Annotated in this window: 25 protein-coding genes; 23 read left to right on the forward strand and 2 right to left on the reverse strand. The window is 42.2% G+C overall.

Going from position 1 to position 23,871, the window contains the following annotated elements:
- Positions 1-205: 205 nt before the first annotated feature.
- The 6 genes from JZ787_RS11625 (at position 206) to JZ787_RS11650 (ending at position 8,232) form a co-directional block, all read left to right on the forward strand.
- Positions 206-1,162 carry a DUF6160 family protein gene (locus JZ787_RS11625; protein WP_346312360.1) on the forward strand — a complete coding sequence of 319 codons (957 nt, stop codon included), beginning with the start codon at positions 206-208 and terminating at the stop codon, positions 1,160-1,162.
- Between the two features lie 187 nt (positions 1,163-1,349).
- Positions 1,350-2,183: a C39 family peptidase gene (locus JZ787_RS11630; RefSeq protein ID WP_004695004.1), complete on the forward strand. Its 834-nt coding sequence runs from the start codon at positions 1,350-1,352 to the stop codon at positions 2,181-2,183.
- Between the two features lie 45 nt (positions 2,184-2,228).
- Entirely contained in the window at positions 2,229-3,368 is a 1,140-nt protein-coding gene (locus tag JZ787_RS11635) for a hypothetical protein (RefSeq protein ID WP_346312361.1), read from the forward strand.
- Positions 3,369-3,381: 13 nt separating this feature from the next.
- Positions 3,382-5,046 (forward strand): outer membrane protein transport protein, encoded by a 1,665-nt coding sequence (locus JZ787_RS11640; RefSeq protein WP_004984191.1) that lies wholly within the window; start codon positions 3,382-3,384, stop codon positions 5,044-5,046.
- Between the two features lie 29 nt (positions 5,047-5,075).
- Positions 5,076-6,293 (forward strand): putative pilus assembly protein FilE, encoded by a 1,218-nt coding sequence (gene filE / locus JZ787_RS11645; protein ID WP_346312362.1) that lies wholly within the window; start codon positions 5,076-5,078, stop codon positions 6,291-6,293.
- Positions 6,294-6,312: 19 nt separating this feature from the next.
- The gene (locus tag JZ787_RS11650; RefSeq protein WP_346312363.1) at positions 6,313-8,232 is read left to right on the forward strand and encodes a flagellar protein FilF; all 1,920 of its coding nucleotides are present in this window, start codon (positions 6,313-6,315) and stop codon (positions 8,230-8,232) included.
- A 60-nt stretch (positions 8,233-8,292) separates the two neighbouring features.
- Here JZ787_RS11650 and JZ787_RS11655 read toward each other — a convergent pair whose 3' ends face one another.
- Positions 8,293-8,841, reverse strand: a complete 549-nt coding sequence (locus tag JZ787_RS11655; RefSeq protein ID WP_010325974.1) for an NUDIX hydrolase — start codon at positions 8,839-8,841, stop codon at positions 8,293-8,295.
- Between the two features lie 123 nt (positions 8,842-8,964).
- On the opposite strand from JZ787_RS11655, the gene JZ787_RS11660 reads away from it, so the two are divergent.
- The 9 genes from JZ787_RS11660 (at position 8,965) to JZ787_RS11700 (ending at position 17,227) form a co-directional block, all read left to right on the forward strand.
- A complete protein-coding gene (locus tag JZ787_RS11660) occupies positions 8,965-9,567 on the forward strand; it encodes a CoA pyrophosphatase (RefSeq protein WP_234951184.1) in 603 nt (200 codons plus the stop codon).
- Positions 9,568-9,590: 23 nt separating this feature from the next.
- Positions 9,591-10,121 (forward strand): gamma carbonic anhydrase family protein, encoded by a 531-nt coding sequence (locus JZ787_RS11665; RefSeq protein ID WP_218289480.1) that lies wholly within the window; start codon positions 9,591-9,593, stop codon positions 10,119-10,121.
- A gap of 129 nt (positions 10,122-10,250) precedes the next feature.
- On the forward strand, positions 10,251-10,916 hold the full coding sequence (gene tsaB / locus JZ787_RS11670) for a tRNA (adenosine(37)-N6)-threonylcarbamoyltransferase complex dimerization subunit type 1 TsaB (RefSeq protein WP_346312364.1): 666 nt from the start codon (positions 10,251-10,253) through the stop codon (positions 10,914-10,916).
- Between the two features lie 12 nt (positions 10,917-10,928).
- Positions 10,929-11,753 carry an undecaprenyl-diphosphate phosphatase gene (locus JZ787_RS11675; RefSeq protein ID WP_234965326.1) on the forward strand — a complete coding sequence of 275 codons (825 nt, stop codon included), beginning with the start codon at positions 10,929-10,931 and terminating at the stop codon, positions 11,751-11,753.
- A gap of 5 nt (positions 11,754-11,758) precedes the next feature.
- Positions 11,759-12,565, forward strand: coding sequence for a class I SAM-dependent methyltransferase (locus JZ787_RS11680; RefSeq protein ID WP_234965327.1), 807 nt, complete (start codon positions 11,759-11,761; stop codon positions 12,563-12,565).
- 123 nt (positions 12,566-12,688) lie between these two features.
- Positions 12,689-14,065, forward strand: coding sequence for a C13 family peptidase (locus tag JZ787_RS11685; protein WP_346312365.1), 1,377 nt, complete (start codon positions 12,689-12,691; stop codon positions 14,063-14,065).
- A gap of 23 nt (positions 14,066-14,088) precedes the next feature.
- Positions 14,089-14,925 (forward strand): S-formylglutathione hydrolase, encoded by an 837-nt coding sequence (fghA, locus tag JZ787_RS11690; protein ID WP_346312366.1) that lies wholly within the window; start codon positions 14,089-14,091, stop codon positions 14,923-14,925.
- A gap of 126 nt (positions 14,926-15,051) precedes the next feature.
- On the forward strand, positions 15,052-16,161 hold the full coding sequence (locus JZ787_RS11695) for a YjgN family protein (RefSeq protein WP_279742642.1): 1,110 nt from the start codon (positions 15,052-15,054) through the stop codon (positions 16,159-16,161).
- A 10-nt stretch (positions 16,162-16,171) separates the two neighbouring features.
- Positions 16,172-17,227 carry a M48 family metallopeptidase gene (locus JZ787_RS11700; protein ID WP_346312367.1) on the forward strand — a complete coding sequence of 352 codons (1,056 nt, stop codon included), beginning with the start codon at positions 16,172-16,174 and terminating at the stop codon, positions 17,225-17,227.
- 17 nt (positions 17,228-17,244) lie between these two features.
- Here JZ787_RS11700 and JZ787_RS11705 read toward each other — a convergent pair whose 3' ends face one another.
- Positions 17,245-17,520 carry a DUF2218 domain-containing protein gene (locus JZ787_RS11705; protein ID WP_010325984.1) on the reverse strand — a complete coding sequence of 92 codons (276 nt, stop codon included), beginning with the start codon at positions 17,518-17,520 and terminating at the stop codon, positions 17,245-17,247.
- Between the two features lie 178 nt (positions 17,521-17,698).
- Here JZ787_RS11705 and rpe point away from each other — a divergent pair, with 178 nt between their 5' ends.
- The 8 genes from rpe (at position 17,699) to JZ787_RS11745 (ending at position 23,864) form a co-directional block, all read left to right on the forward strand.
- Positions 17,699-18,385, forward strand: a complete 687-nt coding sequence (gene rpe / locus JZ787_RS11710) for a ribulose-phosphate 3-epimerase (protein WP_004694978.1) — start codon at positions 17,699-17,701, stop codon at positions 18,383-18,385.
- 431 nt (positions 18,386-18,816) lie between these two features.
- Positions 18,817-19,287, forward strand: a complete 471-nt coding sequence (locus tag JZ787_RS11715) for a hypothetical protein (protein WP_346312368.1) — start codon at positions 18,817-18,819, stop codon at positions 19,285-19,287.
- A gap of 45 nt (positions 19,288-19,332) precedes the next feature.
- Positions 19,333-21,201: a copper resistance system multicopper oxidase gene (locus tag JZ787_RS11720; RefSeq protein ID WP_346312369.1), complete on the forward strand. Its 1,869-nt coding sequence runs from the start codon at positions 19,333-19,335 to the stop codon at positions 21,199-21,201.
- Positions 21,188-21,481: a hypothetical protein gene (locus tag JZ787_RS11725; RefSeq protein WP_346312370.1), complete on the forward strand. Its 294-nt coding sequence runs from the start codon at positions 21,188-21,190 to the stop codon at positions 21,479-21,481. Before JZ787_RS11720 ends, JZ787_RS11725 begins: the two co-directional genes overlap by 14 nt.
- On the forward strand, positions 21,468-22,394 hold the full coding sequence (locus JZ787_RS11730) for a copper resistance protein B (protein ID WP_346312371.1): 927 nt from the start codon (positions 21,468-21,470) through the stop codon (positions 22,392-22,394). The genes JZ787_RS11725 and JZ787_RS11730 overlap by 14 nt, the downstream gene beginning before the upstream one ends.
- A gap of 233 nt (positions 22,395-22,627) precedes the next feature.
- Complete coding sequence (sugE, locus tag JZ787_RS11735; RefSeq protein WP_005400191.1) at positions 22,628-22,945, forward strand: quaternary ammonium compound efflux SMR transporter SugE; 318 nt, start codon at positions 22,628-22,630, stop codon at positions 22,943-22,945.
- Positions 22,946-23,027: 82 nt separating this feature from the next.
- Entirely contained in the window at positions 23,028-23,345 is a 318-nt protein-coding gene (gene sugE / locus JZ787_RS11740; protein WP_010325989.1) for a quaternary ammonium compound efflux SMR transporter SugE, read from the forward strand.
- A gap of 33 nt (positions 23,346-23,378) precedes the next feature.
- Positions 23,379-23,864 (forward strand): methylated-DNA--[protein]-cysteine S-methyltransferase, encoded by a 486-nt coding sequence (locus JZ787_RS11745; RefSeq protein WP_346312372.1) that lies wholly within the window; start codon positions 23,379-23,381, stop codon positions 23,862-23,864.
- Positions 23,865-23,871 lie beyond the last annotated feature (7 nt).

Consider the following 23,871-nt stretch of genomic DNA (forward strand, 5'->3'; position numbering starts at 1 on the left):
GTGTACGCATAGAGGAAATACCGTTTATCGGTAAGCTATGGATTGCGACCAACAGCAGTTGATCAAAAAATCACTCGCATATAACTTAGTTCAGGCAATGAAGTCACTCAAGGATAGATGTTAATACTGGGTCAAAATAAAAAAAGCAGTAGTTAACATCGAGTGATTGGTATCACAAAAATAAAGCTCTTAGGAGAGGAACGAGATGAAAATTATTACTAAACTTGCTTTAGTTTCTTCAATGGTAATCAGTGCAAATGCAATGGCAATGCAAGCAATGGATGACGCTTCGCTCAGTGCCGCTACAGGTCAAGATGGTCTAAATATCGGTATCGGTATTTCTAAAATCGAAATTGGTAAAGTCTTTGTTCATGATAATGATGGTTTAGCGACTACATCTCTAGGCGGTACTTCAACTGCTGGTGCTATCGTTATCCAAGGTAATGGTATAGCGGGCGATACGCTAGAAAATCACGGTATTATTATTGGTGCAAACTATGATAATGCAGGAGCATACTTGCTTCCTTCTCGTAACTTAGCTGATTTGCAAATTGACACAGATGCAAACGGTGGTAATGCATTTATTAACATTGCAGCTCAAGTTTCAGGTTTAGATATTAAAATTGGTCAAATTGGTGTAGTTGCTTCGGCTGATGTTCCTACAACAGGAGCAACCTCTATCCGCCGTGGTGGTACAGGTACGGTGAATCCAATTTTAAGTGGTTTATCACTGAAAACAGGTCCAATGTCTGCAAACATTCAATTGGGTGCTGCACCGCAAGGCGCAATGATCCAATTAAGTGCGACTATGGTGGGCGGTTTAGAAATTAAAAACTTAGGTATCTTAGATAATTCAACTAAAACAGCAACACGTGCTGCAGGCGAAATCTTTGTTGAAAGCATTAAAGTTGCAGATGCAAATTCTCTAGATTTAACACTGAATCAAAAAATTAGTGTAATTGGTGAAGAGGGTGCGAATAAGGGCTATATTCGTATGATTAGCACAAGTGGCGCGCACGATACTTATGTAAAAGGTGTACATTTGGGTAGTCGTAATGCTGCATCTATTGGTGATGTAGAAGTTCAAGGTATGCAAACATACTTTAGTCCTGCTGCAGGAGTGTATACACCAGGTGCTGTGATTACTATTTCTGGTCACTAAAATTAGCCTTGAAGAAAGCGCGTGAATTCACGCGCTTTTTTTCCAAAATATATTCATAAAAAATGCAAAAAAGACTATTTTTTTTAGATAAAACACAGTATCTTCTTGAATGTATGGATATAGAGTATTAACTCTAAAAACAAAAAATGGGCGGGATGCCTATATTATTAAAAAAAAGTAAAAAGCTATGTTAGAGATCGCATTAGGCTCAGCAATGATGTATTACTTTGCCACCGAAGCCTTTGATATTAAGAAAAAACCAGCGGAAGCAGTTTACTATACTGAAGTTTTAGACTCTCGGAATGCATCTTTTACCAGAATGCATCATGAACCTGTCCTAATTAACCCTGCTGTAGAAGATCAATTTCGAGGCATTGTCCGTCAAGCTTATGACTATAGTTGTGGTTCAGCAGCACTGACCACCTTAATCAATGGCTATGTCGGTGCTCAACTTACAGAACAACAAACCATGGATGGCTTGCTTCGCTATGGCGAATATGAGCGCATTATTGAGCGCCGTAGTTTTTCTTTATTGGACATGAAACGCTTTGTGACTGCACTTGGTTTGGAAAGTGGAGGCTACAAGGGGGAATTTGAAGATTTGGTTAAGCAAGGTCAACCTGCCATTGTTCCAATCTCCTATGCTGGTTTTAAACATTTTGTGGTGTATAAGGGCTATAAAGATGGACGGGTCTATGTTGCCGATCCTGCCTTAGGAAATATTAGTTTTGATGAACAACGTTTCAAGGATGTTTGGGAAAATAACACGTTGTTTTTAATTAATGTTCCGACTGAAATGCGTAAAAATATGTTGGCTTTACAGGAAGCCGATCTGCGACATGTAGATGATGCTACGGTCAATCGCTATGCACTCGTCGATATTCAATATCCGCAACACTATATGGAAAAAATAGCCGATCGTGCATCTACAATTCGCCTAGAGCGTAATAAAAATAAAGAGTCGGAATACTATGGACAGCCGACGTACAATTTTCTCAGGCTTTATTATAAAAACAAATAAAGTGTGAAAAAAATAAAACAAGAACAAAGGTGTAGCTAAGGGACAATGATGAAGACATGGATGAATAAAACACTGCTCGCAGTGAGTGTGCAGATGATTCTTGGGGTGGCCTATGCTGCGGAAGAACCGAGCTTAGGAGGTTACGAAACAGTCGATGAAACTGTGACAGAACAAGCACAAGTTGGGTCGGATCAAACCACTGCGCCCGCACAACCAGAAAAGCCTGCATCTGTAAACACTGGAAGTGTTGAGCAAGCAGCGTCGTCTGCATTGCAACAGCAAGAGGGTGATGCAACTAAAGAGACCAACTTAGAAGAAGTTTTTACCTCAAATGAACGTCAGTATTCATTAATTAAACAAGGTGAGATTTCATCTTATTACGACATCGATTATACCTATTACCGAGATACTCAACTGGATTTAGAGATGGCACAAGGTCAGCTCTATCAACTGCGGGTACAAGAAAATGCAACACACAGTCTAACCAATACCTTTACGGCACAATATGGTTTAAGAGATAACTTAACCTTAACAGCATCATTGCCTTTGGTTGCCAAAACTGACTTATTAAAAGACACCTCTACAGCAGGTCTTGGGGACATTTCCTTTGGTGCGCGTTGGGAACCTTTTCCACTCAAAGCTGGCCGTTTGCCATTGATTTTATTTGGTAACGTTTCTACCAAAACTGGGGATAGTCCTTATGAAATTAATGCTACTTCAGACTTAGCAACAGGCAAGGGATATTATTCAGCAGGAGTTGGGGCAAGTACGCGTAAATATATTGATCCCGTGGTGCTGTTTGCATCGGTCTCTGCAAACTATGGTTTCAAAGAATCGGGCTTAGATCAGCGCCGTGGTAGTCGTGTGATTGAAGCGTTTGAACCAGGGATTAGTGGTGGTTTTGCCTTCGGTTTTGCCTATTCCTTTAACTATGATGTCTCAATGACGATGTCATACCAACAAAGTTTCAATACTGGGGCTGAATTTACTTACAGTTCAGGGGAAAGCTACTCTCCAGCAGATCAAACCAGTTCAACTTTTGCGATTTCTTTAGGTGTACGTGTTTCACCTGAAACGATTGTGAATGGGACGGTTGGCCTTGGTTTAACAGAAGATGCGCCTGATGTTTCATTAGGGTTGTCTTTCCCGTTAGATATTCTTGGTTTTGGAAAAAAGCTTAAATAATAGGGGGAGTCGTATGAAAAATATCCGACTTAGCCCTTTGGTGTCTGCCATATTATTAACGGGCTATTCTAGTGTTACCTTTGCTGCTTTAGGACAAAACTTATCAGTTGATATTCGCTCTTTGGCAATGGGAAATGCGGTCACTGCTGATCCACCTGGGATTAGTGCTATTCACTTTAACCCAGCAGCACTAACCAAAATTGAAGGTTTGCAAACGGATGTGCAGGGTATTCTCGCTGATTTTAATATCGAGCGCGAGTTCTCAGTTCCCGCAGGTTATAACGTATTTGGCTATTCAGATGACCCAATTGTTTGTAATGATGGGCCTGAAGTTGATGCTGATATCTGTACCGACTTTAAAGGGCCTGTCCGCGGTGATGTTGAATACCCGAGCTTATATGTCCCTGGTTTAAAGAAAATGGTGGACTTGGGTAAAGGTATGCCTGTGGCTGCCCCGACTGCGGGTATAGCATATAATCCGCCTGGCTCTAAAATGACGTTTGCAACAGCTATGTATGCGCCATTAATTGCAGGATTCGGTGCGGAAGATGGCAATCCTGGCAATTTTATGGGTCAACAAGTTGCGCTAGAACGGATCACCTATTTATCACCGTCTATGGCCTACCAAATCAATGATCAACTTTCCATTGGTGGTTCAATTGGGATGTCTTATCAAGCTTTGGCATTAAAAAATGATCTACGTTTTCCCAATGAGTTGATTGGGATGCTGCGTATGATTGATGATGTCGTTTGTACCCCGTTCAAAGAAAACTCTGATGTGATTACCGACATTCTCTTGCTGGGCATGTGTAATGCTGAAGAGGGAATGAATCCCTTTGGGCGTTTTGGCCAACTCGAACTTTCAGCAGAACAATCTCTGAGTCCAAGCTATAACTTAGGTGTACTGTGGGAGCCGACAGAAGATTTTAGTTTTGGTGTGGTCTACCAAAGTGCCGCAAAAATGCGGATGAAAGGTAAATATCACATAGACAATGCTAAAGCACCACAAGAACTCATTAAGGGATTGATGTCCTCCCCAACAGGGCAGATTCTGGCTGCAGTTTTAGGTTTTCCAAGTTCAGTACCAGCCAGTGAGTCGGGTCTGGTATCAATGGATTTAGAATATCCAGCACATTTCCAAGCGGGGATTAAATATAAACTTTTACCCGATTTACAAGTCAATGTCGATGTAGGTTGGACCGACTATAAAGCATGGGACAAATTTAAATTTGAATTTGACCGTCAAGTTTCGGCGCTCAAAATTGCAAAATTGCTTTCAGCCAATATTTCAGATAGTAGTTTGGCTTTGCCTTTGGCATTTGAGTCACCATGGAATTACGGTATTGGGATTGAATATTCAGCAACAGATCGTTTAAAACTCCGTGCAGGCTATGAGCCACGGACCAGTGCGATACCTGATGATAAACGGAATACGATGGTGCCGATTAACAATGCACGCTTGTTTGGTTTGGGTGTTGGTTATCGTTTTGATGCAGATACTGATTTAGATCTATCGATTGGTTTTTTGCAAAGCCGAGATAAAATTCCTGCAAATTCTAGTAGCTTAGCGAACCAAACTGGGGTAAATAATATTTTATTAAACCCATATGCAGGTTTAAATGTAAAAACTGATACAACCATTACGATTTTAGGGTTGAACTATAGAACACGGTGGTAAGCACATTGAATACAATAAAAAGGATTTTATTGCCCTCATCACTATGCTTATTGGGTTGGATTTCGAATGCAAGTTTTGCGGGAGAGTTTTTTACGATTATTGGTCCAGATGGTAGACCGATGGTGGTACAAGGCAAAGCCAGTGAGTCCCCAGAAAAGCAAGTGAAACAGGGCCGTAAGCAGGAAGAAAAGGAAACGCATGAAGTCTCTGAGGTCAGAGTACCAGTACTAATGCCCGCTCAGGAATTTGCACCACAGCCGATACAGCCGATAACCGAAATGAAGGCTCGTTTACCAGATACAAAGCCTGCGCCAAAAAAGAAACTTTCTGCTGAGAAGCAAGTCACTTCTTCTGCAGTGATTCAGGCTGAGCGTCCATTCAGCAAAACTGAAACCAAAGTGTTGGTTCAACAAAAAGTGATTGAAACCACTCAGCAGATCCCGCAGACCCCAGTGCGTCGTGCTCAAACCATTAAGCCTACATCAACGCCTCAAAGCATAACTCATACGGATTCGGTAAGTGCAGAGAAATCAACTACATCCTCAAATATGTTTAATCAAATGGATGGAACTGATTACGTTCGCAATGAATATTTAGAAGACCGTGAATTTAACTTAGAAGGCAAACGCCGTTTTTATACCATGCCTGAAGGGGTGATTGATCATAAAACTGGAGCGACTCGCTTTCAGGTCATTGAGCGAGAAAAAGGGGTGAGTAAATCTGTCCTGAACGCTATTTTTAAACCAAAGCAAAAAGAAAATTTAGCACCGATTGCTTTAGCATCGACCTATTACCGAATGTCACAACAAGACACGATCGATAGCTTAGGACAAAGCTGTTTTAAGGATAAAAAGCTGAAAAAAGCAAAAAGCTTACAAGTCAATCACGATATTAATGTTTGGCCGAAAAAGCCGATCAAAGAAAATTTTGAATTTGAAATCATTAAAGTGGACAGCAATATTCAAAATATTCAATTAAATTCGTATGCATCTACACAAAATGATCCGACATTTTATTGGCCTTTTGCTGTGTTCTTAGACCAAAATGCCTGTGTACTTGAAGGGGTAGGTGGATTTAAAAATGATGAAAACTCACCTTCTATGCTATCGCATGAAATGATCGCAGGTATTTTACATGTACCTGAACAAAGTCATTATTTATTGTTGACACCACTCTCTTCTGCTGTAGATGTCGAACATAAAGTTCTAACCAATCACGGTCAGTTAAAATTAATCGCAATTCGCTAAAAATAAATAGAGTATGAAAATGAAAAAACAAATTTTATGGCCATTTACCTTGTCGACATTGGTTGTTGCCTTAGCTGGTTGTGGTGGTGAAAGTGCCAATGTGAATCCTGAGCCGAATCAAGTGAATTCTGTCAACGGAAGCTGTTTACTGAAAGATAAAAACTGTGTTGAGTTTGCCTTGGATTATCCAGTTGATGGGATTAACTTTGTCTGTAGTAGCGACCCCGATAATACTTATATGACTCTGATGGAGCCGAAAACCAATGCGGCAACAGGCCGATGCTCTGAAGGGGACAAAATTCACTTCTTGTTGACTGGAAGTTCGGATAAACAAGTCGAACTCGGTACCGTTCCTTTGTCTGAAATTGGCAATGTGAGTACGGTTTCAGCTTCACTGCCACGCCTTAGTATTTTAGATATGGCAAAAGCGCTCAATGGTGGAACGGCTGCAACCAGTTTGAGTCCAAATGATAAGACCGTAAAAATTGCGATGGCTTTGGCGAAAATTTTTCAAGCTTTAGGTCTAGAGCGTGGTGCTGGCGTGGCTGGCGATGTACAACCTTTTGGTATTTTAGCCTCTAAAAAAGCAGACTTATCACTCCTCTTGGCATCAATTAGTGCTGAAGATTATGCATCAGGAGCATACGTAGATAAAATCCGGCCATGGATTGATGTCAGTCAAGTCAGCAATGAGGATGCTTTTAAAGTGGTCCAAACATTGGTGCTCATGAATAACTCTGCCACCTATCAAGCGGACTTCCCGATTTTTGCAAATGCTCTATCGGACAAGACAGGGATTGGTTTACCGCAAGGCTTATATGGTTGTAATGCTACAGACTGTAAGACTAGTCCTGCTAATCTTCGTCATTTAATTGGAAGCTTTATTATTCTAACGGATCGACAAGGTTATACCTTTGGTTCAGGTGTACAGTGGCGTGGACCATTAAAAGAACAATTAGGCAGTGATTTGGCAACCAGTGTGACGGTCGATTTACTGAAAAATATTGAACCTGCCAAAATGAATGCTTTAGCACAAACATCTTGGATTAACCCCTTAACTAAAAGTATTCAGCAACCATTTAAGTTTAATCTGACAGATCCAAATTCGGATGATTTCACCATTACCCAAGGCAAGCTGTTTAATGACTATCTAATTGCAGGGACGGAAAAATTTTATAAGCAATTAACCAAGGATCCAAATGCTAGCCCATCATCCTATGGTTTATGGCAGCAAAATTATGGCACAGATACCTTCAAAGGTTCATTTGATGCCTTTAAAATTTTTCCAATTGGCTATTTAGATAATGATGTATTTAAGTCTAAGAGTAATGTAGCGTCTGGGCAGAAGTATATTTTCCCACTGTATGCCAACTTAATTTTTAAGGGAAAAAACTCCAGTGATAGCGTAGCCTTAGGTATTGCAATTGATGAGTCGGGAGATATTCGTACTGATATGCAGTCCGCTAATAATAAAACGACGGCATGTACACCGCTACTAACAACGGGTGAAACCTTAACGACAGATAACAATCAAGTACAGTACCGAATTGGGACACTGGGTGCGACAGATACTTCAAATAAAGCGGTAACCTTCCGTATCCTCTTGGCAAATCCTATCTTTGATAAAATTGATGGTGCAGTTATTGGCGCAAATACCAATATTGTGAGTGATGTGAATAGTGAAGGAAAACAGACCTCTACAGTGATTGGTGGGGCACGCGTTAATCTCGGTAATTTATTGTCTGCCAATGTTAATGAAAGTGCTTATATTTCCCTCAGTGATTTTTCTGGTGCAGGGGTAAAGTGGACCAATATCTATAAGGCGTATTTGAGTAACTATTATGAAAAAAATGGCATTGCCAATCAAGCAGCCGCAGACTTCCGTGAAGGCGAAGTTTCAATTGAAATTGCTGATTGCTATAAAGTGTTAGCAAAATAATATCGTTGTAAACACAAAAAAAGCCCATCATCGATGGGCTTTTTTTGATATTAGGCAACATTAACCTGTATGGTCTAAGCGTGTACCTAGGGTTTCGAGATGAAGATTAAATTGATTACTTTTACGGTCGGCAAAATAGTGACGTAAGGTATGTTCGACACTAGGGAAAGCCAGTTCTGACCAAGGAATTTCATCTTCTTCAAATAAACGACATTCAATGCTTTCTTCGCCAGCACCGAATTTTCCATCCACTAAGTTCGCTTTAAAGAGCACATAAATTTGACCAATACGCGGAATATTGTACATGCAATATAGCTGTTCAATTTCAACTTCCGCTTCAGCTTCTTCACGGGTTTCTCGTGCAGCACCTTGTTCCATGGTTTCAAACAACTCCATGTAACCTGCTGGTAAAGTCCATAGCCCATAACGCGGTTCAATAGCGCGGCGGCATAACAATACTTTATTTTCCCAAAGTGCGAGTGCGCCACAAATCACTTTAGGGTTCACATAATGAATAGAACTACAAGAGGTGCAAACACGACGCAATTGATGGTCGCCAAGAGGGATTTGTTCTGTTGTTTTTTGTCCGCAATTGCTGCAAAAGTCCATATTCATCATCAATGATAAAGTTCAGACTCAGCATAACTTAAAAATTAAATTTTGGCATCATTTCTCTTTTTTCAGTATCAAATTCAGCTATGATGAAAAAAAGAATGATGGGGACGACGTTCAATGGATGAACATTCATTAACACGCATACTGCAGCAACAGTTACGGTTTTCAAGCAAAATTAAATCGGCAGATGCAGCTGTGTTAATCGCGATCACCAATGAAGACAATCCCAAAGTTTTACTGACCCGCCGCTCTGTTTACCTATCTAATCATGCTGGTGAAGTGTCTTTTCCTGGCGGAAAAAGAGATCCGCAAGATACCAGTAATATCGTGGTTGCCTTGCGTGAAGCTTATGAAGAGACCGCATTGAATCCTTTTGATGTACAGCTGCTCGGTGATTTGCCGATGCAAAAGGCCCGTAATGGCATGCTAGTCAAACCTGTGGTCGGGCTGATTCCGCCTGAAGTCGAATTGGTTGCCCAGCCGACAGAAATTGATCGTATTTTCTTTGCATCACTCAAACAGCTGATGGAAGTGCCTGCGGTGCCTTATGAAGTTCGTTTTGCCCATCAATCTCTCTATTTTCCGAGTATGCGGGTGGAAAATGAAATTGTTTGGGGGCTGACAGCACGTATGTTGGTTGCATTATTTCAATATGGTTTAGGCTACCATAAAGAGTGGCCATTTTTAGTCAATTCACCGACTTTTCGGTTCCCAAAGTAAGTTGAGTATTTTAAGGAAAAAATATGTTGTACAAATTTAAAGGTCATGCCCCACAGGCAATGCATCAACCATGGAACGGCTGGGTTGCGGAAAATGCTACAGTGATCGGTCAAGTCGAATTGGGGCAGCAGGTTAGTATTTGGTTTGGGGCGGTCGTACGTGCAGACAATTGCAAGATTCGATTAGGTGACTTTACCAATATTCAGGAAAATGCGGTTTTACATACCGATGCTGGGATTGAAATGAATATTGGCAATTATGTCACGATTGGGCATCAAGCCATGTTGCATGGTTGCACAGTGGGGGATAATAGTCTGATTGGGATTAATGCTGTCGTTTTAAACAATGCTGTGATTGGGAAAAATTGTATTATTGGCGCGAATGCACTGATTCCGGAAGGTAAAGTCATTCCAGATAATTCTCTGGTTATGGGCTCACCGGGTAAAGTGGTTAAAACTTTGGATGAAACGGCTGAGGCTCGTTTGAAAATGAGTGCCTTGCATTATGCCGAACATTTTAAACAGTTTACGGACTTAGAACCTGCATATTTATAAATCTGCTTTTTCAAATATAGCCTAGATTTTTCTAGGCTTTTTTAGCTCTGTTCCGAGAACATCTCGCCTAGTGCTTTTGAGTGGAGTATCATAGCCACGTTTTTATAGATTAAATCATTAAGGTTGTGCATGAAAGTGCTGGCATTGGAATCTGCAAATGAGCAGTGTTCCGTCTCTATTGTAGATGAAAATCAAGAACTTTTTTTCCAATTGGATACGCGCGCAAAAGCACAAACGCAAACGATTCTCCCAATGATTGAACAAGGGTTTTTACAGTTGGATATAAAGACAGAAGATTTGTCTTGTATCGCTTTTAGTCGTGGTCCTGGTTCTTTTAGCGGCGTTCGTATTAATGCCGCCGTGACTCAAGCTTTGGCATGGTCGAATGATTTGCCTGTGATTCCCGTTTCAACCTTACAAGCGCTCGCACAAGCTGCACATCGTGTGTATGGTCTAACCACAGTCACAGCAGTTTTAGACGCTCGTATGAGTGAAGTCTATATTGCAAGTTTTCAATTAGATGCAGATGGCATCATGCAAGCCGCCGATGAAGAGCAGCTTTTAAGCTATGCCGCGGCTACTGAATGTACACCGTTTATTTTAGTTGGTTCAGGCGCAACCTTAATTGACCCATCACAAATACAATACAAAGATTTAAGTGCAACCGCGCAAGATATTGCCACAATTGCGCGCAAGAATGCACAGCAACAACACTGGGTGAGTGCTGAACTTGCACTTCCAGTCTATTTACGTGATAACGCTTGGAAAAAAATCCCGGAACAGGGCAAAGCATAATTAGGGTTTTTTATGGATCTTTTACTGCTGCTCAAAGCGGCAATTATGGGTATTGTTGAAGGTATTACTGAATTCTTACCCATTTCGAGTACTGGACATTTAATTTTAGCTTCAGAACTCATGAATTTCTGGACCAAAGAAAAAAGTGATGTCTTTGTGATCGCCATTCAAATGGGGGCAATTGCAGCCGTCATTTATGAATATTGGGCACGTTTGTGGGGGGCAGCAACGGGGATTTTTAGTGGTGAACCCCAAGGTCGCCGTCTCGGGATTGGGCTAATTTTAGCATCGATTCCTATAGTGCTGATTGGTTTGACATTTGGTCAAACGGTGAAAGAGCTTTTATTTAATGATATTGCCATTGCCATTGGTTTGATTGTGGGTGGCTTGATTATTATTTGGATTGAAAAGCATCCACCACAAGAGCGCGTACATGAAGTTGAAGACCTAAGTGTGAAAGATGCGATGTGGATTGGTCTGATTCAAGTGCTGTCTTTAATCCCAGGTACATCACGTTCGGGTGCAACCATTATTGGTGCGATGTTCTTAGGTGTATCGCGTAAAGCGGCGACTGAGTTTTCATTCTTCTTGGGTATTCCAGTAATTATTGGTGCGGGTCTTTTAGATTTGTACCAAAGTGCGCATGTGTTTGATGGACAACAAGATTGGATCGTGTTGGCAACAGGTATTATTGTTTCTTTTGTCTCAGCTTTACTGCTGATTCGTGCTTTAGTTGCTTATGTGGCGAAGCGTGATTTCATGATTTTTGCATGGTATCGCATCGCTTCGGGCTTAGTGATTCTATTGTTTGCCTTTACGGGTTGGAAGTTATGGTAAGCCCAATGCGCTTATATGTGGAACAAGAGCATTTAGAAAAAGCACAGCACTATGTTGCTGTGCTTTTTTCTCGTGGTGTCGAGGTCAGTATTGAAGTTGCCGAAAAGTTAAATGCACGTTTCTTCCGTTTTCATCCTGAACTGGGTCTGTGTGCCGATGCCGATGGGCTTTGGCTTTGTGCCAATGGCATGAAAATGCAGCCGGATTGGAAAGCAGAAATTCCACGTTTAAAGCGTGCGTCGTTAAAGTCTGAAATGATTGCGCGTGCTTGCCACTTGACTGAAAAACCTAAGCTTATTGATGCAACGGCAGGGCTTGGGCATGATTCACTGCTCATGGCACATTTGGGGGCCAAGGTTACTTTGGTAGAACGCCATCCCATTTTATTCACCTTGCTAGAGTCAAGTAAGGAACAGGCTTTGCAGGATGCATTTTTAAACCCTGTGGTGACTCGAATTCACTTGGTTTTTTCAGATTCTGCACAGTATTTGCAGCAACAGGCAGAGCAGGGCAATACGGTTGATGTGGTTTATCTAGATCCGATGTTTCCGCAACGGGATCAAAATCAGCAGGCGGTGAAAAAACAGGCGCAAGTGAAAAAGCAAATGCAGCTTTTACATATGTTATTGCCTGAAGATGGCGAAATGGATCTGGGTGATAATCTGCTTGGCTTAGCGCAAAAAGTGGCAAAACGGGTGGTGGTCAAACGTCCTCGCTTGGCCGTATTTTTGGCAAATCAAGAAACCACTCATCAGTGGTTGGGTGATGCATGCCGTTTTGATGCCTATTTTCAGCATGAACGCTTAGACTGAAGTGGAAGACTGCTTCAAAAGTATGCAAAGATTTGTTATATAGTTAAAAACATCATTGATAAAATGCTGATCAAGCATAAACTTAGTGTGTCCCTACGCAAGTCACAATTTAATTAGAATCTTATGATCGACTTCAAACCCTCCATCAACTTTTGGCATGATTTTAAAAGCAACCAAACTGCGGGGATGTGGTTGTTTCTAGGCTCACGACGCTCTTTGCAAATTGTCCATCCTTCGATTATGCAGCTCATCTTCTGGGGGATTTTAGGTGGCTCAGCCAATACTTTATTTAGCTGGTTGAGCGCAGGAGAGATCGGTGACTTTAACCCACAAGGTTTGGTCAGTTACGCACTTTGGCCTTTCATTGCCCTGATTGTCGGGATTTTTCTGTCTCAACGGGTGAATAATCCGCGTTTGATGTTGGTACCAGCACTCCTCTGGTTGGTGTTGGATACGCATATCGCGTTATTACAAAGTTTTATCCAATATTTGGGCATGATTGATGTCCTGCCGTATTTCTTCTACGACTACCTGCCGAATGTGTTCATGGTACTGTTTGTCTGGCAGAGTTTGGCTGTGGTGTGGGTGTTTTCGCGTGAGCTGAAATGGCCTTGGTGGGAGCGTGCCCTGATTGTCTTGGCCACGCTGTTTACCCTTGTGGTTTGGCAAATGTCAGTGACCAGTCAGCCGATTTGGAAAGTAGAAGAAACGCCACCAACCTTTGCAGAAGATGCCTTTTATGCACAAAGTCGTTTACTGAATAAAGCACTAGAGTCTTTGCAATATGGTGAATTTGCCCAGTCACATTGGTATTTCCTTGGTGTGGCGGGAGCGAGTTATCAAGATGTATTCCGTTCGGAAGTTGAGCGAATCAAAGAACAGTTCGACACGCGTTTTGGTACGTTGGGCCGTTCGATGATGTTGGTGAATAACCCTGCTACACGAACAGAAATTCCGATTGCCTCTAAACACAGTATTGAAATGGTGTTGCGTCGTATGGGACAGCAGATGAACCGTGAAAGCGATGTGTTATTTTTATATATGACTTCGCATGGTTTACCGAACCAGTTCGAAATGGAAAATGCACCTTTAGATTTAACTCAGGTCGACCCGAAATGGTTACGCGAAACCTTAGATGCATCGGGTATTCGCTGGCGTGTGATTGTTATTTCATCGTGTTTCTCTGGGAGTTTTGTGCCTGCACTGCAAAATGACAATACCTTGATCATTACTGCTTCGGCAGCAGACCGTCAGTCTTTTGGTTGTACTAATGAAGCCGATTATACTTATTTTGGTCGGGCGTTTTTTGATCAAGCAATGCGTGAACAAAACAGTATAGAAACTGCTTTTAGCCAAGCACAAAAGACTGTGAGCCAATGGGAAACAGCACAAGGTTTTGAACCGTCTGAACCACAGTGGTCGATGGGTAAAAATATGGAGCTGATGCTTCCACAACTTGAACAGCGCTTGTTTCCACCTAAAGCTGTTACAACCCCTTAATTTGGATCTAAAAAGGAACCCTGATGGAATTAGTACAATCTAACCGTAGTTTTGATGGTGAACAGCGTATTTACCGATTTAATTCCATCAGCCTTCAAGGCGAGAGCAGGTTTGGTATTTATTTACCCGCTCAAGCTTTAGCAGGGCAAGCGTGTCCAACATTATTTTATTTGGCAGGTTTAACCTGTACCGAAGAAACCTTTGCCATTAAAGCGCACGCACAGCGTTTAGCAGCTCAGTTAGGTCTGATTTTGGTAACGCCTGATACTTCTCCTCGTGGTGAACAGGTTGCGCAAGGTGATCATTGGGATATTGGGCAAGGGGCAGGTTTTTATATCAATGCCACCCAAGCGCCGTGGGCTGAGCATTTCCAGATGGAAAGCTATATCGTTGAAGAGTTATATGATTTAGTGATTCAGCAATTTGCTGTACAAGCAGAGCGTATTGGGATTTTCGGGCACAGCATGGGCGGTCATGGCGCTTTAACCTTGGCCTTGAAATATCCTGAGAAGTTTAAGTCGGTGTCTGCATTTGCTCCGATTTGTGCACCAAGCCAATGTCCTTGGGGCGAAAAAGCGTTTTCAAAATATTTAGGTTCAGATCAAGCTGAGTGGCTGAAACATGATGCAAGCGCTTTGGTCCAAACAAAAACAGCTCATTTTGCTGATATTTTAATTGATCAGGGTTTGAGTGATCAGTTTTATAGCCAGCTCAATCCTGCATTATTTCAGCAAGCCTGTCAGGCTGCGGGCCAGCCACTGATGCTTCGCGAACATGCTGGCTATGACCATGGTTATTACTTTATTCAAAGTTTTATTGATGATCACCTGCAGTTTCATGCCGTACAGCTCGAATCTTAAATCTTGATTTGTCATATTTATTCTTAATTTTTGACTAGAAATCATCCAGCACTGGCATTAACATGGTTGGGTGATTGATTTTTTGTTCTTAAAAAATAAAACAGTAAAACAATAGATAGGGTATACATGCAAAATTCAGAGGCATCTTTGCCACCTGTAGAGGCTTCTTTTGAAGCAAGCTGGCCACCTCCACCAGCTGTTCCCACGGATGAGCCAAACGCCTATTTGGGACAGACCTTTCGTTTCCAATTCCGTGGTAATGCCCGAGAGTACTTTGGCATTTGGATTGTGAATATCTTATTGACCATTGTTACCTTCAGTTTATATGCGCCTTGGGCGAAGGTTAGACGCTTACGCTATTTTTATGGCAACACGGTGTTTTATCGCCGCAAGTTTGATTTTACGGGTGTACCTACACGTATCCTGATTGGTCGAATTATTGCTTTGGGCGTGTACTTTGGTGCTTCAGCTTTGGCTCAGGTATCTTGGCAAGCTTCTTTAATTGGTTTCCTCATCATATTTTTATTGGTTCCGTGGTTGGTGCGTTCTACTATTCGCTTTCGTGCCAGAAACAGTAAATTTGGTAATAGCCGCTTTTATTTTACAGGCACAACCAAAGAAGCTTATATCTTGGCGCTGAAAGGCATTTTGATTTACATCTTTACCCTTGGGATCTTTTTCCCTGTGCTATTTTGGTATTTTAAAAAATACACGCTGGATAATTTACAACTCGGGCAATTACGTTTTGAGCTACATGCCGATTGGCCTGACTATATGCGTGCCATGTATGTCCCGGTGTTTTTGTTTATTGGAATCGTCTTTGTTTTAGGCTTATTCGTTGCCTTCACCCTTCAAGTGGGGAGCAGTTCTCCAACACAGTTTGGGGTTATTGTGGCGGTAATTTATATGATTGCTGCTTTTATGATTTGGCCGCTGATGATGGCTCGTATTTTTATTACCACATGGAATAAAGCCACGTTGGGGCGTAGCCCTTTCCAAACGGACTGTGGTCAGATGCATTATGCATGGATCGTGATGACCAACTGGATTTTAAAAATCCTCTCGCTCGGTTTGTTATCTGCATGGGCTGCGGTGCGTTTGTATCAGTATCAAATTGAGTCATTAACTTTAACCCTAAAAAATGATCCAGATCGTATGTACAATTTGGCTCAAGATGACCCGAATGCTATTGCTGAAGAGCTGAGTGATATTTTTGACATCGATATTTCGCTGTAACGAGGCTTAAATGCAGGAACAAAACATCACCTTTTACGATGGGCAGATTTCTAAGCCTTATCCCGCGACGATTGCACCTATAGACCGAGAAACGGTGTTGATCTGTTATAACCAGCAGCAGCGTCGTTATTACTATGCCGATATGCAGTTGATTGGGGCATTGGGGCAGATTCAACCTGTGATTGAGTTGAAAGATGATGCACGGATTGAATTTCCACAAGCATTGCCTGACTGGTTTGAGCTGAACAAAAAGCATGTACAGCATTCGATTTGGAAATTAGAACGCTCACCAAGTCTCATCTTGTTTAGTGTGGTGTTTGTTGCCGCTTTTATCTTCGCCATTTTAAGATGGGGTATTCCAAGCGCAGCACATTATGTCGCGATGCAACTACCTGCCGATACCATCTATAAACTCGGCGATGAAGCGCAAGAACAAGTGTTTAAGCTGACGGGACCTTCGACTGTCCCTCTTGCACGTCAAAAACAAATCATACAAAGCTATCAAGACCTTGTTGCCAATGGACAACCTGCCAAAGTACTGTTTCGTGCAGGTGGACAAATTGGAACGAATGCTTTAGCGCTGCCAAACAACACCATTATTCTGACCGATGAACTGGTTAATTTAGCCAAAGATGATCATGAAATTATTGGGGTTTTAGCACATGAGCAAGGGCACTTGGTCGAGCGGCATAGCTTACAGCAAGCCTTATCCAGTTTAGGTTTTAGTGTGCTATTGATTGCGGTGACGGGGGACAGTTCGGCCTTATTTACAACGTTGCCTGTGGCTTTAGTGGGTGCCAGTTATTCACGTAATTTTGAAAGTGATGCGGACTTGTATGCCATGCAAGTGCTGGATAAAAACCATATCTCCAGCTTACATTTGGCAAACTTTTTAGCGCGTATGGAAGCCGATGCACGTGCCGAAGAGGAAGAAAAGCAGCCCCAAGGGAAGTCCGAAGAAGAGGAGGAAGGTGGCATTGGTTCATTTTTCCAAAGTCACCCTGCGACCCAAGAGCGTATTGCGGCTATTCGCCAATTTAACCAACAGCAAAGGTTATCAAACTAATTCATCCAGCCGCTGACTTAAACTTGTGTCCATGTTGCTGTGAGTGGCGTTTGTCCCATACGGATCAGATGGTCTAAGACCACGTGTTCTAAGTGACTCAGTTTCTCTTCACTCGCCTCAATGCTGACATGTAAATGTTCGGCTTGAGGGCTTAACTGGACCCGTGCTTCAGGCATGATAATGGTAAAACTACTGGGTTCTTGTTCGATTTCAAACTTATGTTTCCAGTGATTCACCAGTCGTTTTGCAATTCGAGCCGCATCTGTCGTGACAATATCCGCAGTACTTTTCATATTTACCTCGTCGATTGATCTCTTACCATAACAGTTTCAAGTCAAATGAAAAGTTGAATGTTGCAACGCTACGTTGCAAATTTAGAAAGCTTAACGCTTTCTTTTTTCACAAGTCCCAGTTCAAAAGCTGAATTTGCTATAATGCCTTTATTCCCTTTTGTATAAGCCAGGTACACGCATGTCCAAGCCTTATTTAATTGCACCATCTATTCTCTCTGCTGACTTTGCCCGTTTAGGTGAAGACGTTGAACATGTACTTGCAGCAGGTGCAGACGTGGTTCACTTTGATGTGATGGATAACCACTATGTGCCAAACCTGACTTTTGGTGCGGGTATTTGTAAGGCCCTCAAGAACTACGGCATCAAAGCCCCAATTGATGTGCATTTGATGGTAAAACCTGTCGATCGCATGATTGGTGACTTCCTAGAAGCAGGCGCGGACATTATTACCTTTCATCCAGAAGCCTCTGACCATATCGACCGTTCTTTACAGTTGATTAAATCAGGCGGTGCAAAAGCGGGTTTGGTCTTTAACCCAGCAACGCCGTTACATTATTTAGATTATGTGCTCGATAAAGTCGATCAAATTTTGTTGATGAGTGTGAACCCAGGTTTCGGCGGTCAAAAATTTATTCCGATGACTTTAGATAAACTACGTGAAGCGCGCAAAATTATTGATGCTTCAGGGCGTGATATTCGTTTAGAAGTAGATGGCGGCGTGTCGCCTGCAAATATTCGCGAGATTGCGGAAGCGGGTGCAGATATGTTTGTTGCTGGTTCAGCTATTTTTGGAAAACCAGATTATAAAGCTGTGATTGATGATATGCGTGCAGAGCTTGCAAAAGTGGGTGCGGTAAAGGTTTAAGCTCATAGGTATAAATACTATACGGACTGTGGATAACTTTATGGATAAACTGGTGGATATCTATGTTGATAACGATATGGATAACTTGATTAATATTCAAACGTTTACACAGCAATGGTTTAGTATTTAGACGTTAAATGTATAAAAAGGACTCATTTGAGTCCTTTTTTATGCTGTGAAAGCCTGATTGTTACTGATGCTTTATTCATCTTTACTTAAAAATGGCCCTGTTTAAAAAATAACTTTATTGTTTAAGTCTGCTGAGGTGCTAAACCGTCGCAGCAATTGAATTTAAATTTATAATCTTGTGTATAAAGCATTCTTTGCTTATCCTGTAGATTGGGATCAGCAACAAAAGGTTAGGCATTTACATGCACAGAACGTTTTGTTGCGTTGAGATATCATTCTTCACTGACTAAATAGGATTGATTGTGCGTTCATTGCTCAAGACACATTCTTGGTTTGTCTTACTCATTACTTTGGTAATGGGGTGGAGTGGTATTGCCCAAGCTTCGGCAGCGCCGATGCATCAAATGATGCAACTAAGTATGCAGACTGCAACCAGTAAGCAAAGTTCAGCGCATGCAACAGGCAGGCAAAGCATGCCCGACTGTCATCAAACGAAGTCATCGAGTCCAGTCTCTGGACATCAAATGCATATGGCTCAAAGCGACATGACAAAGAGCAATTGTCATGTGTCGGATATGCTGCACAATAAGCAAGTTCAGTGTCAGGAGTGTGCACAGTATCACTGCCAAACAATGCTGACACTTTTAGACGTTGAGCCACTTGTATTGGTTCAGCTTGAAGCCGCTTTAGTACAATCATCCCCCCATTTTCGCTATCAAGCTCAACATTTAGTGGGCTATTGGCAAGAAATTCTACGTCCTCCCAAAGCCTAATCCTGATTTTTAAAACTTTATTTTTAAAATTATTAGGATTTAGTCATGTCTATTCAATTTAAACAAAGCCTCATCCTTGGGGTGTGTCTGATGTCATCTTCTTGGAGCTTTGCCGCAGTCAAAGAATACCAATTGGTGATTGATGAGAGTCCAGTCAATTTAACCGGTAAGTCGCTCAAGCGGATTAGTGTCAACGGACAGTTTCCAGCTCCTTTGCTTGAATTTGAGGAGGGCGACGATGCGGTCATTCGGGTTAAAAATAACTTAAAAAAACAGGATTCATCGATCCACTGGCATGGTTTGCTTCTGCCTGGGCTGATGGATGGTGTACCAGGTTTTAACGGGTTTAATGGTATTCAGCCGAAGAGCGAATTTGTCTATAAGTTCAAAGTGCGCCAAAGTGGCACCTATTGGTACCATGCGCATTCTAAAGGACAGGAACAAGATGGGCTGTATGGCGCATTGGTTATTTATCCCAAAGACAAAAAGCCTTTAGCTCAGCATGAAAAAGCCGAGCGTGATTATGTGGTGATGCTATCGGACTTCCATGAGCAGAGTAGTGAAAAAATTCAGAAGAATTTGAAAATTTCTGCCGAGTATTATCAAAATCAGCGTGAAACCGTTGGTAATGTGTGGAAGCAAGTGCAACGTGATGGCTTAAAAGCCGCGTGGCAAGACCGTTCCATGTGGAACCAAATGCGCATGCTAAAAACGGATCTGTCGGATGTTACGGGTTATACCTTCCTGATCAATGGTAAAACGCCTGAGCAGAACTGGATAGGTATGTTTAAGCCGAATGAGAAGGTTCGGTTGCGTTTTATCAATGCTTCAGCCATGTCATTTTTTGATATCCGTATTCCTCACTTAAAAATGACCGTGGTCAGTGCAGATGGTCAACCAGTCAAACCCGTTCCAGTGGATGAGTTTCGGATTGGAACTGCTGAAACTTATGATGTGATTGTGGAACCGAAAGCAGGGCATTATCAAATTGAAGCAGAGTCGATTGACCGTTCAGGCTACGCCATTGGAACTTTACACAATGAGTTGATTGCAATGGCACAGAGCATACATATGCCTGCGCCACGTCCACGCTCATTGTTGACCATGGAAGATATGGGGCACGGCTCAGAACATTCAGGTATGGATCATTCACAGATGAACCATGAAACAATGCCTGAAATGGATCACTCAAAGATGAATCATGAAACGATGGCTGGTATGGATCATTCAAAAATGAATCATGCGGCGATGGCTGGTATGGATCATTCAAAGATGAATCATGAGACCATGTCTGAGATGGATCATACACAGATGGGTCATGCGCAACAGAATACGACAGCAAGTTCGGTACAGAAAGCTGTTACACCAGTGTATGGTTGGGCGAATGCCTCTACGCCTAAAGGTGATAAGGCATTGCAATATAGCGATCTGAAATCCTTAGAGCCTCAAAAAGATACCCGTGAGGCGACGAGCGAGTTAGTGATTCGTTTGGGGGGAACTATGGAGCGCTATTTGTGGACTATCAATGGGAAAAAATTTAGCGATGCTGAACCGTTGAAAGTGAAGTACGGCGAGCGTATTCGGATCAAATTTATCAATGACAGCATGATGGCGCATCCGATGCATTTACACGGTATGTTTATGCAACTGGAAAATGGACAAGCCGCAGTTGATATGCCAAATAAGCACACTTTGATTGTGCCACCGGGCAAAACAGTGACTGCTTTATTGACTGCCGATGAGTTAGGCGAATGGGCCATTCACTGTCATCTGCTTTACCACATGAGCTCAGGCATGATGAATAAACTGATTGTGGCTAATGTGAGTGATAGTCAAGTGTCCACAACCCCAATTCAAGAGCAAAAAACAGCAGCTCAAGTTGAACCAAAAGGAGATGAATATGCGCATCACTAATCTTTTTTCAGGTTTTGCCCTAGCTGTTAGTGTCTTATTGAGTTCGTTAGCGACGGCTGCTGAATCTCATGCACAGCATGAAAAACAAAAAGCCAAATCTACAAGTCAAGTTCAGTCCAAAGATATGGCACATGAGCATCATCAGCATAGTGCCGATGAGCATGCCCAGATGCTGAAACAGAAAAATGCGGTGGGTCTGCCTTCATCGGAGAAGCAAGCTCAAACTCAACCAAGCAAGCAGCCAAATGTTCAGAAAGGGGATCATCATGCGCACCATTAATCTTTTTTCAAAAAGCATATTGAGCAGTTCTTTAGTGTTGATGAGTGCTGCGGTTATGGCGCATGAAGGGCATCATATGCCTGCTGAAGCAAATGCAAATATGTCCATGACCACTGAGTCTGTGATGTCACAACATGCACAGCATCAGGCGATGATCACTCCACCTCAAGCTGCTCCACAGGCTAGCGCACAACATGTACAGCAGATCAATCATGATTCCACAGCACATATGCATGATCACCGCAAAGAGCACGGTGCGCAAATTTATGCAGTCACTACGGTCGATAACAAATGGTTGCTAAATGAAGACGGCGATGGTGGTTTAAAGTCTGAGTTTGAAACCCGTATCGGGACAGATGAAAATAAGCTGTTTATCAAAGTACATGCAGATAAGCAGGAAGCGCATAAGGCTGAATATGATGCCAAAGTGCTGTATAGCCGTATGATCTCAGACTTTTGGGATGTACAGGCGGGTGCACGCTACCGAGCTGAAAAGGTGGAGCGTGAACAGCATGGATGGGATACGGAAGAAAAAGTGGATGGGGTGCTTGGCTTACATGGTTTAGCGCCGTATTTCTTTGAAACCGATGCCTATGTATATGCTGGTGCAGACAACTATGCTGCGTTTAGTTTAGAAACTGAGCGGGACTTGTTACTGACCCAAAAGCTGATTTTCAAGCCTTATTTAGATATGAATATTATTTTCAGTGATGACTCTAAATATGCCAAAAAAACAGGCCTTAGTAATGCAGCTGTCGGTCTTGAGACGCGTTATGAAATCAGCAAAAAAGTCATGCCTTATGTGGACATTGCCTATGAATATAGCAAAGGCAATGAAGCGACGGCTTGGCAAGCTGAAAGTGACGAAGAGAAAGGTTGGCAGTATGGAATGGGTATTCGCTTTAAGTTTTAAGTCGGACGTTTAGGTTTAAAGTGAATATCTAAGATTGCACTAAGGTTGTGCTGAAAGAGTGACCTGCTGGTTCAGATCACTCTTTTTTGCACTTTAATGATTTCTAAGTGTGAAAATAATTCATTTTGGTGCACTCTTTGCTATAATTTGAGGCATATTTAGGAGGAACGACCTCCCTCATATTGAGAAAATTCGTCAGGACGGCCTGACTCTAGTAAAGAGGAGTCAGTAGCATGGCTTGGGTTTTTCTTATCTTTGCGGGTCTGTTTGAAATCGTTTGGGCATATTCAATGAAGTTGTCCGAAGGGTTTAGCAAACTCACACCCAGCATCATTACCATTGTGTTCATGATTTTAAGTTTTGGTTTACTGGCCTATGCAATGCGAACCTTGCCGCTAGGGACCGCGTATACCATTTGGACAGGAATTGGTGCGATTGGGTCTTTCTTGGTGGGGATTTTTATTTTAGGTGAGCCAGCAACTGCTATGCGGATGTTTGCTGCGGTGCTGATTGTATCGGGCCTGATTTTGATGAAACTCTCATCAAGCTAAATTCATTCAAATATGTAGAGCTTCAAACGATCCTTCGTTTGAAGCTTTGTTGTTTCTGCTCTGAATAAAAGGTGTGTTGCTTATGGCATGGGTGATTTTAATTGTTGCAGGATTGCTCGAAGTGGTTTGGGCCTATGCAATGAAAGTATCGGATGGTTTTACTAAACTGACACCGAGTATTTTAACCCTCGTATTTATGGTGGCCAGTTTTGCGCTGCTGTCTTATGCCATGAAGACCTTACCTTTGGGCACTGCCTATACCGTTTGGACAGGGATTGGCGCGATTGGTTCATTTTTGGTTGGTATTTTGATTTTAGGTGAACCTGCCAATGCCATGCGGATGCTCGCAGCGGTTTTAATCATTTCTGGGCTTGTGCTGATGAAACTTTCATCGTCATAATGTTGCATACATAGACAATTTTTGTGGTGAACCATGCGCTTATTTTTTAAATATATGCCATCTCCTGTCGGGGTGCTGAGACTGGTGGCACATGATCAAGCCTTGGTTGCCGTATTGTGGGAAAATGAAAACCCAAAACGGGTACGTTTAGCTGAGCTGATCGAACACAATCAGCATCCGATTCTGCTGGAAACTGAACGACAGTTGAGCGAGTATTTTGCTGCAAAGCGTCAATGTTTTGATTTGCCTTTGGATTTTGCGGGGACAGATTTTCAGAAGCAAGTTTGGCTGGCTTTACTGCAAATTCCGTTTGGTGAAACCCGAAGCTATAAAGATATTGCGCTACAGATTGGTAATGTCAAAGCCGTTCGTGCAGTGGGCGCGGCTAATGGCAAAAATCCAATTTCAATCATTGCGCCGTGCCATCGGGTGGTAGGTGCGAATGGAAAATTGGTCGGCTTTGCAGGCGGTCTGGACAATAAAGATATTTTATTGAAACTTGAGAAAATTGTGAATTAAGCGTGTG

This window comes from Acinetobacter sp. BWR-L5 (genome assembly GCF_039655985.1).
Classification (GTDB): Bacteria; Pseudomonadota; Gammaproteobacteria; order Pseudomonadales; family Moraxellaceae; genus Acinetobacter; species Acinetobacter johnsonii.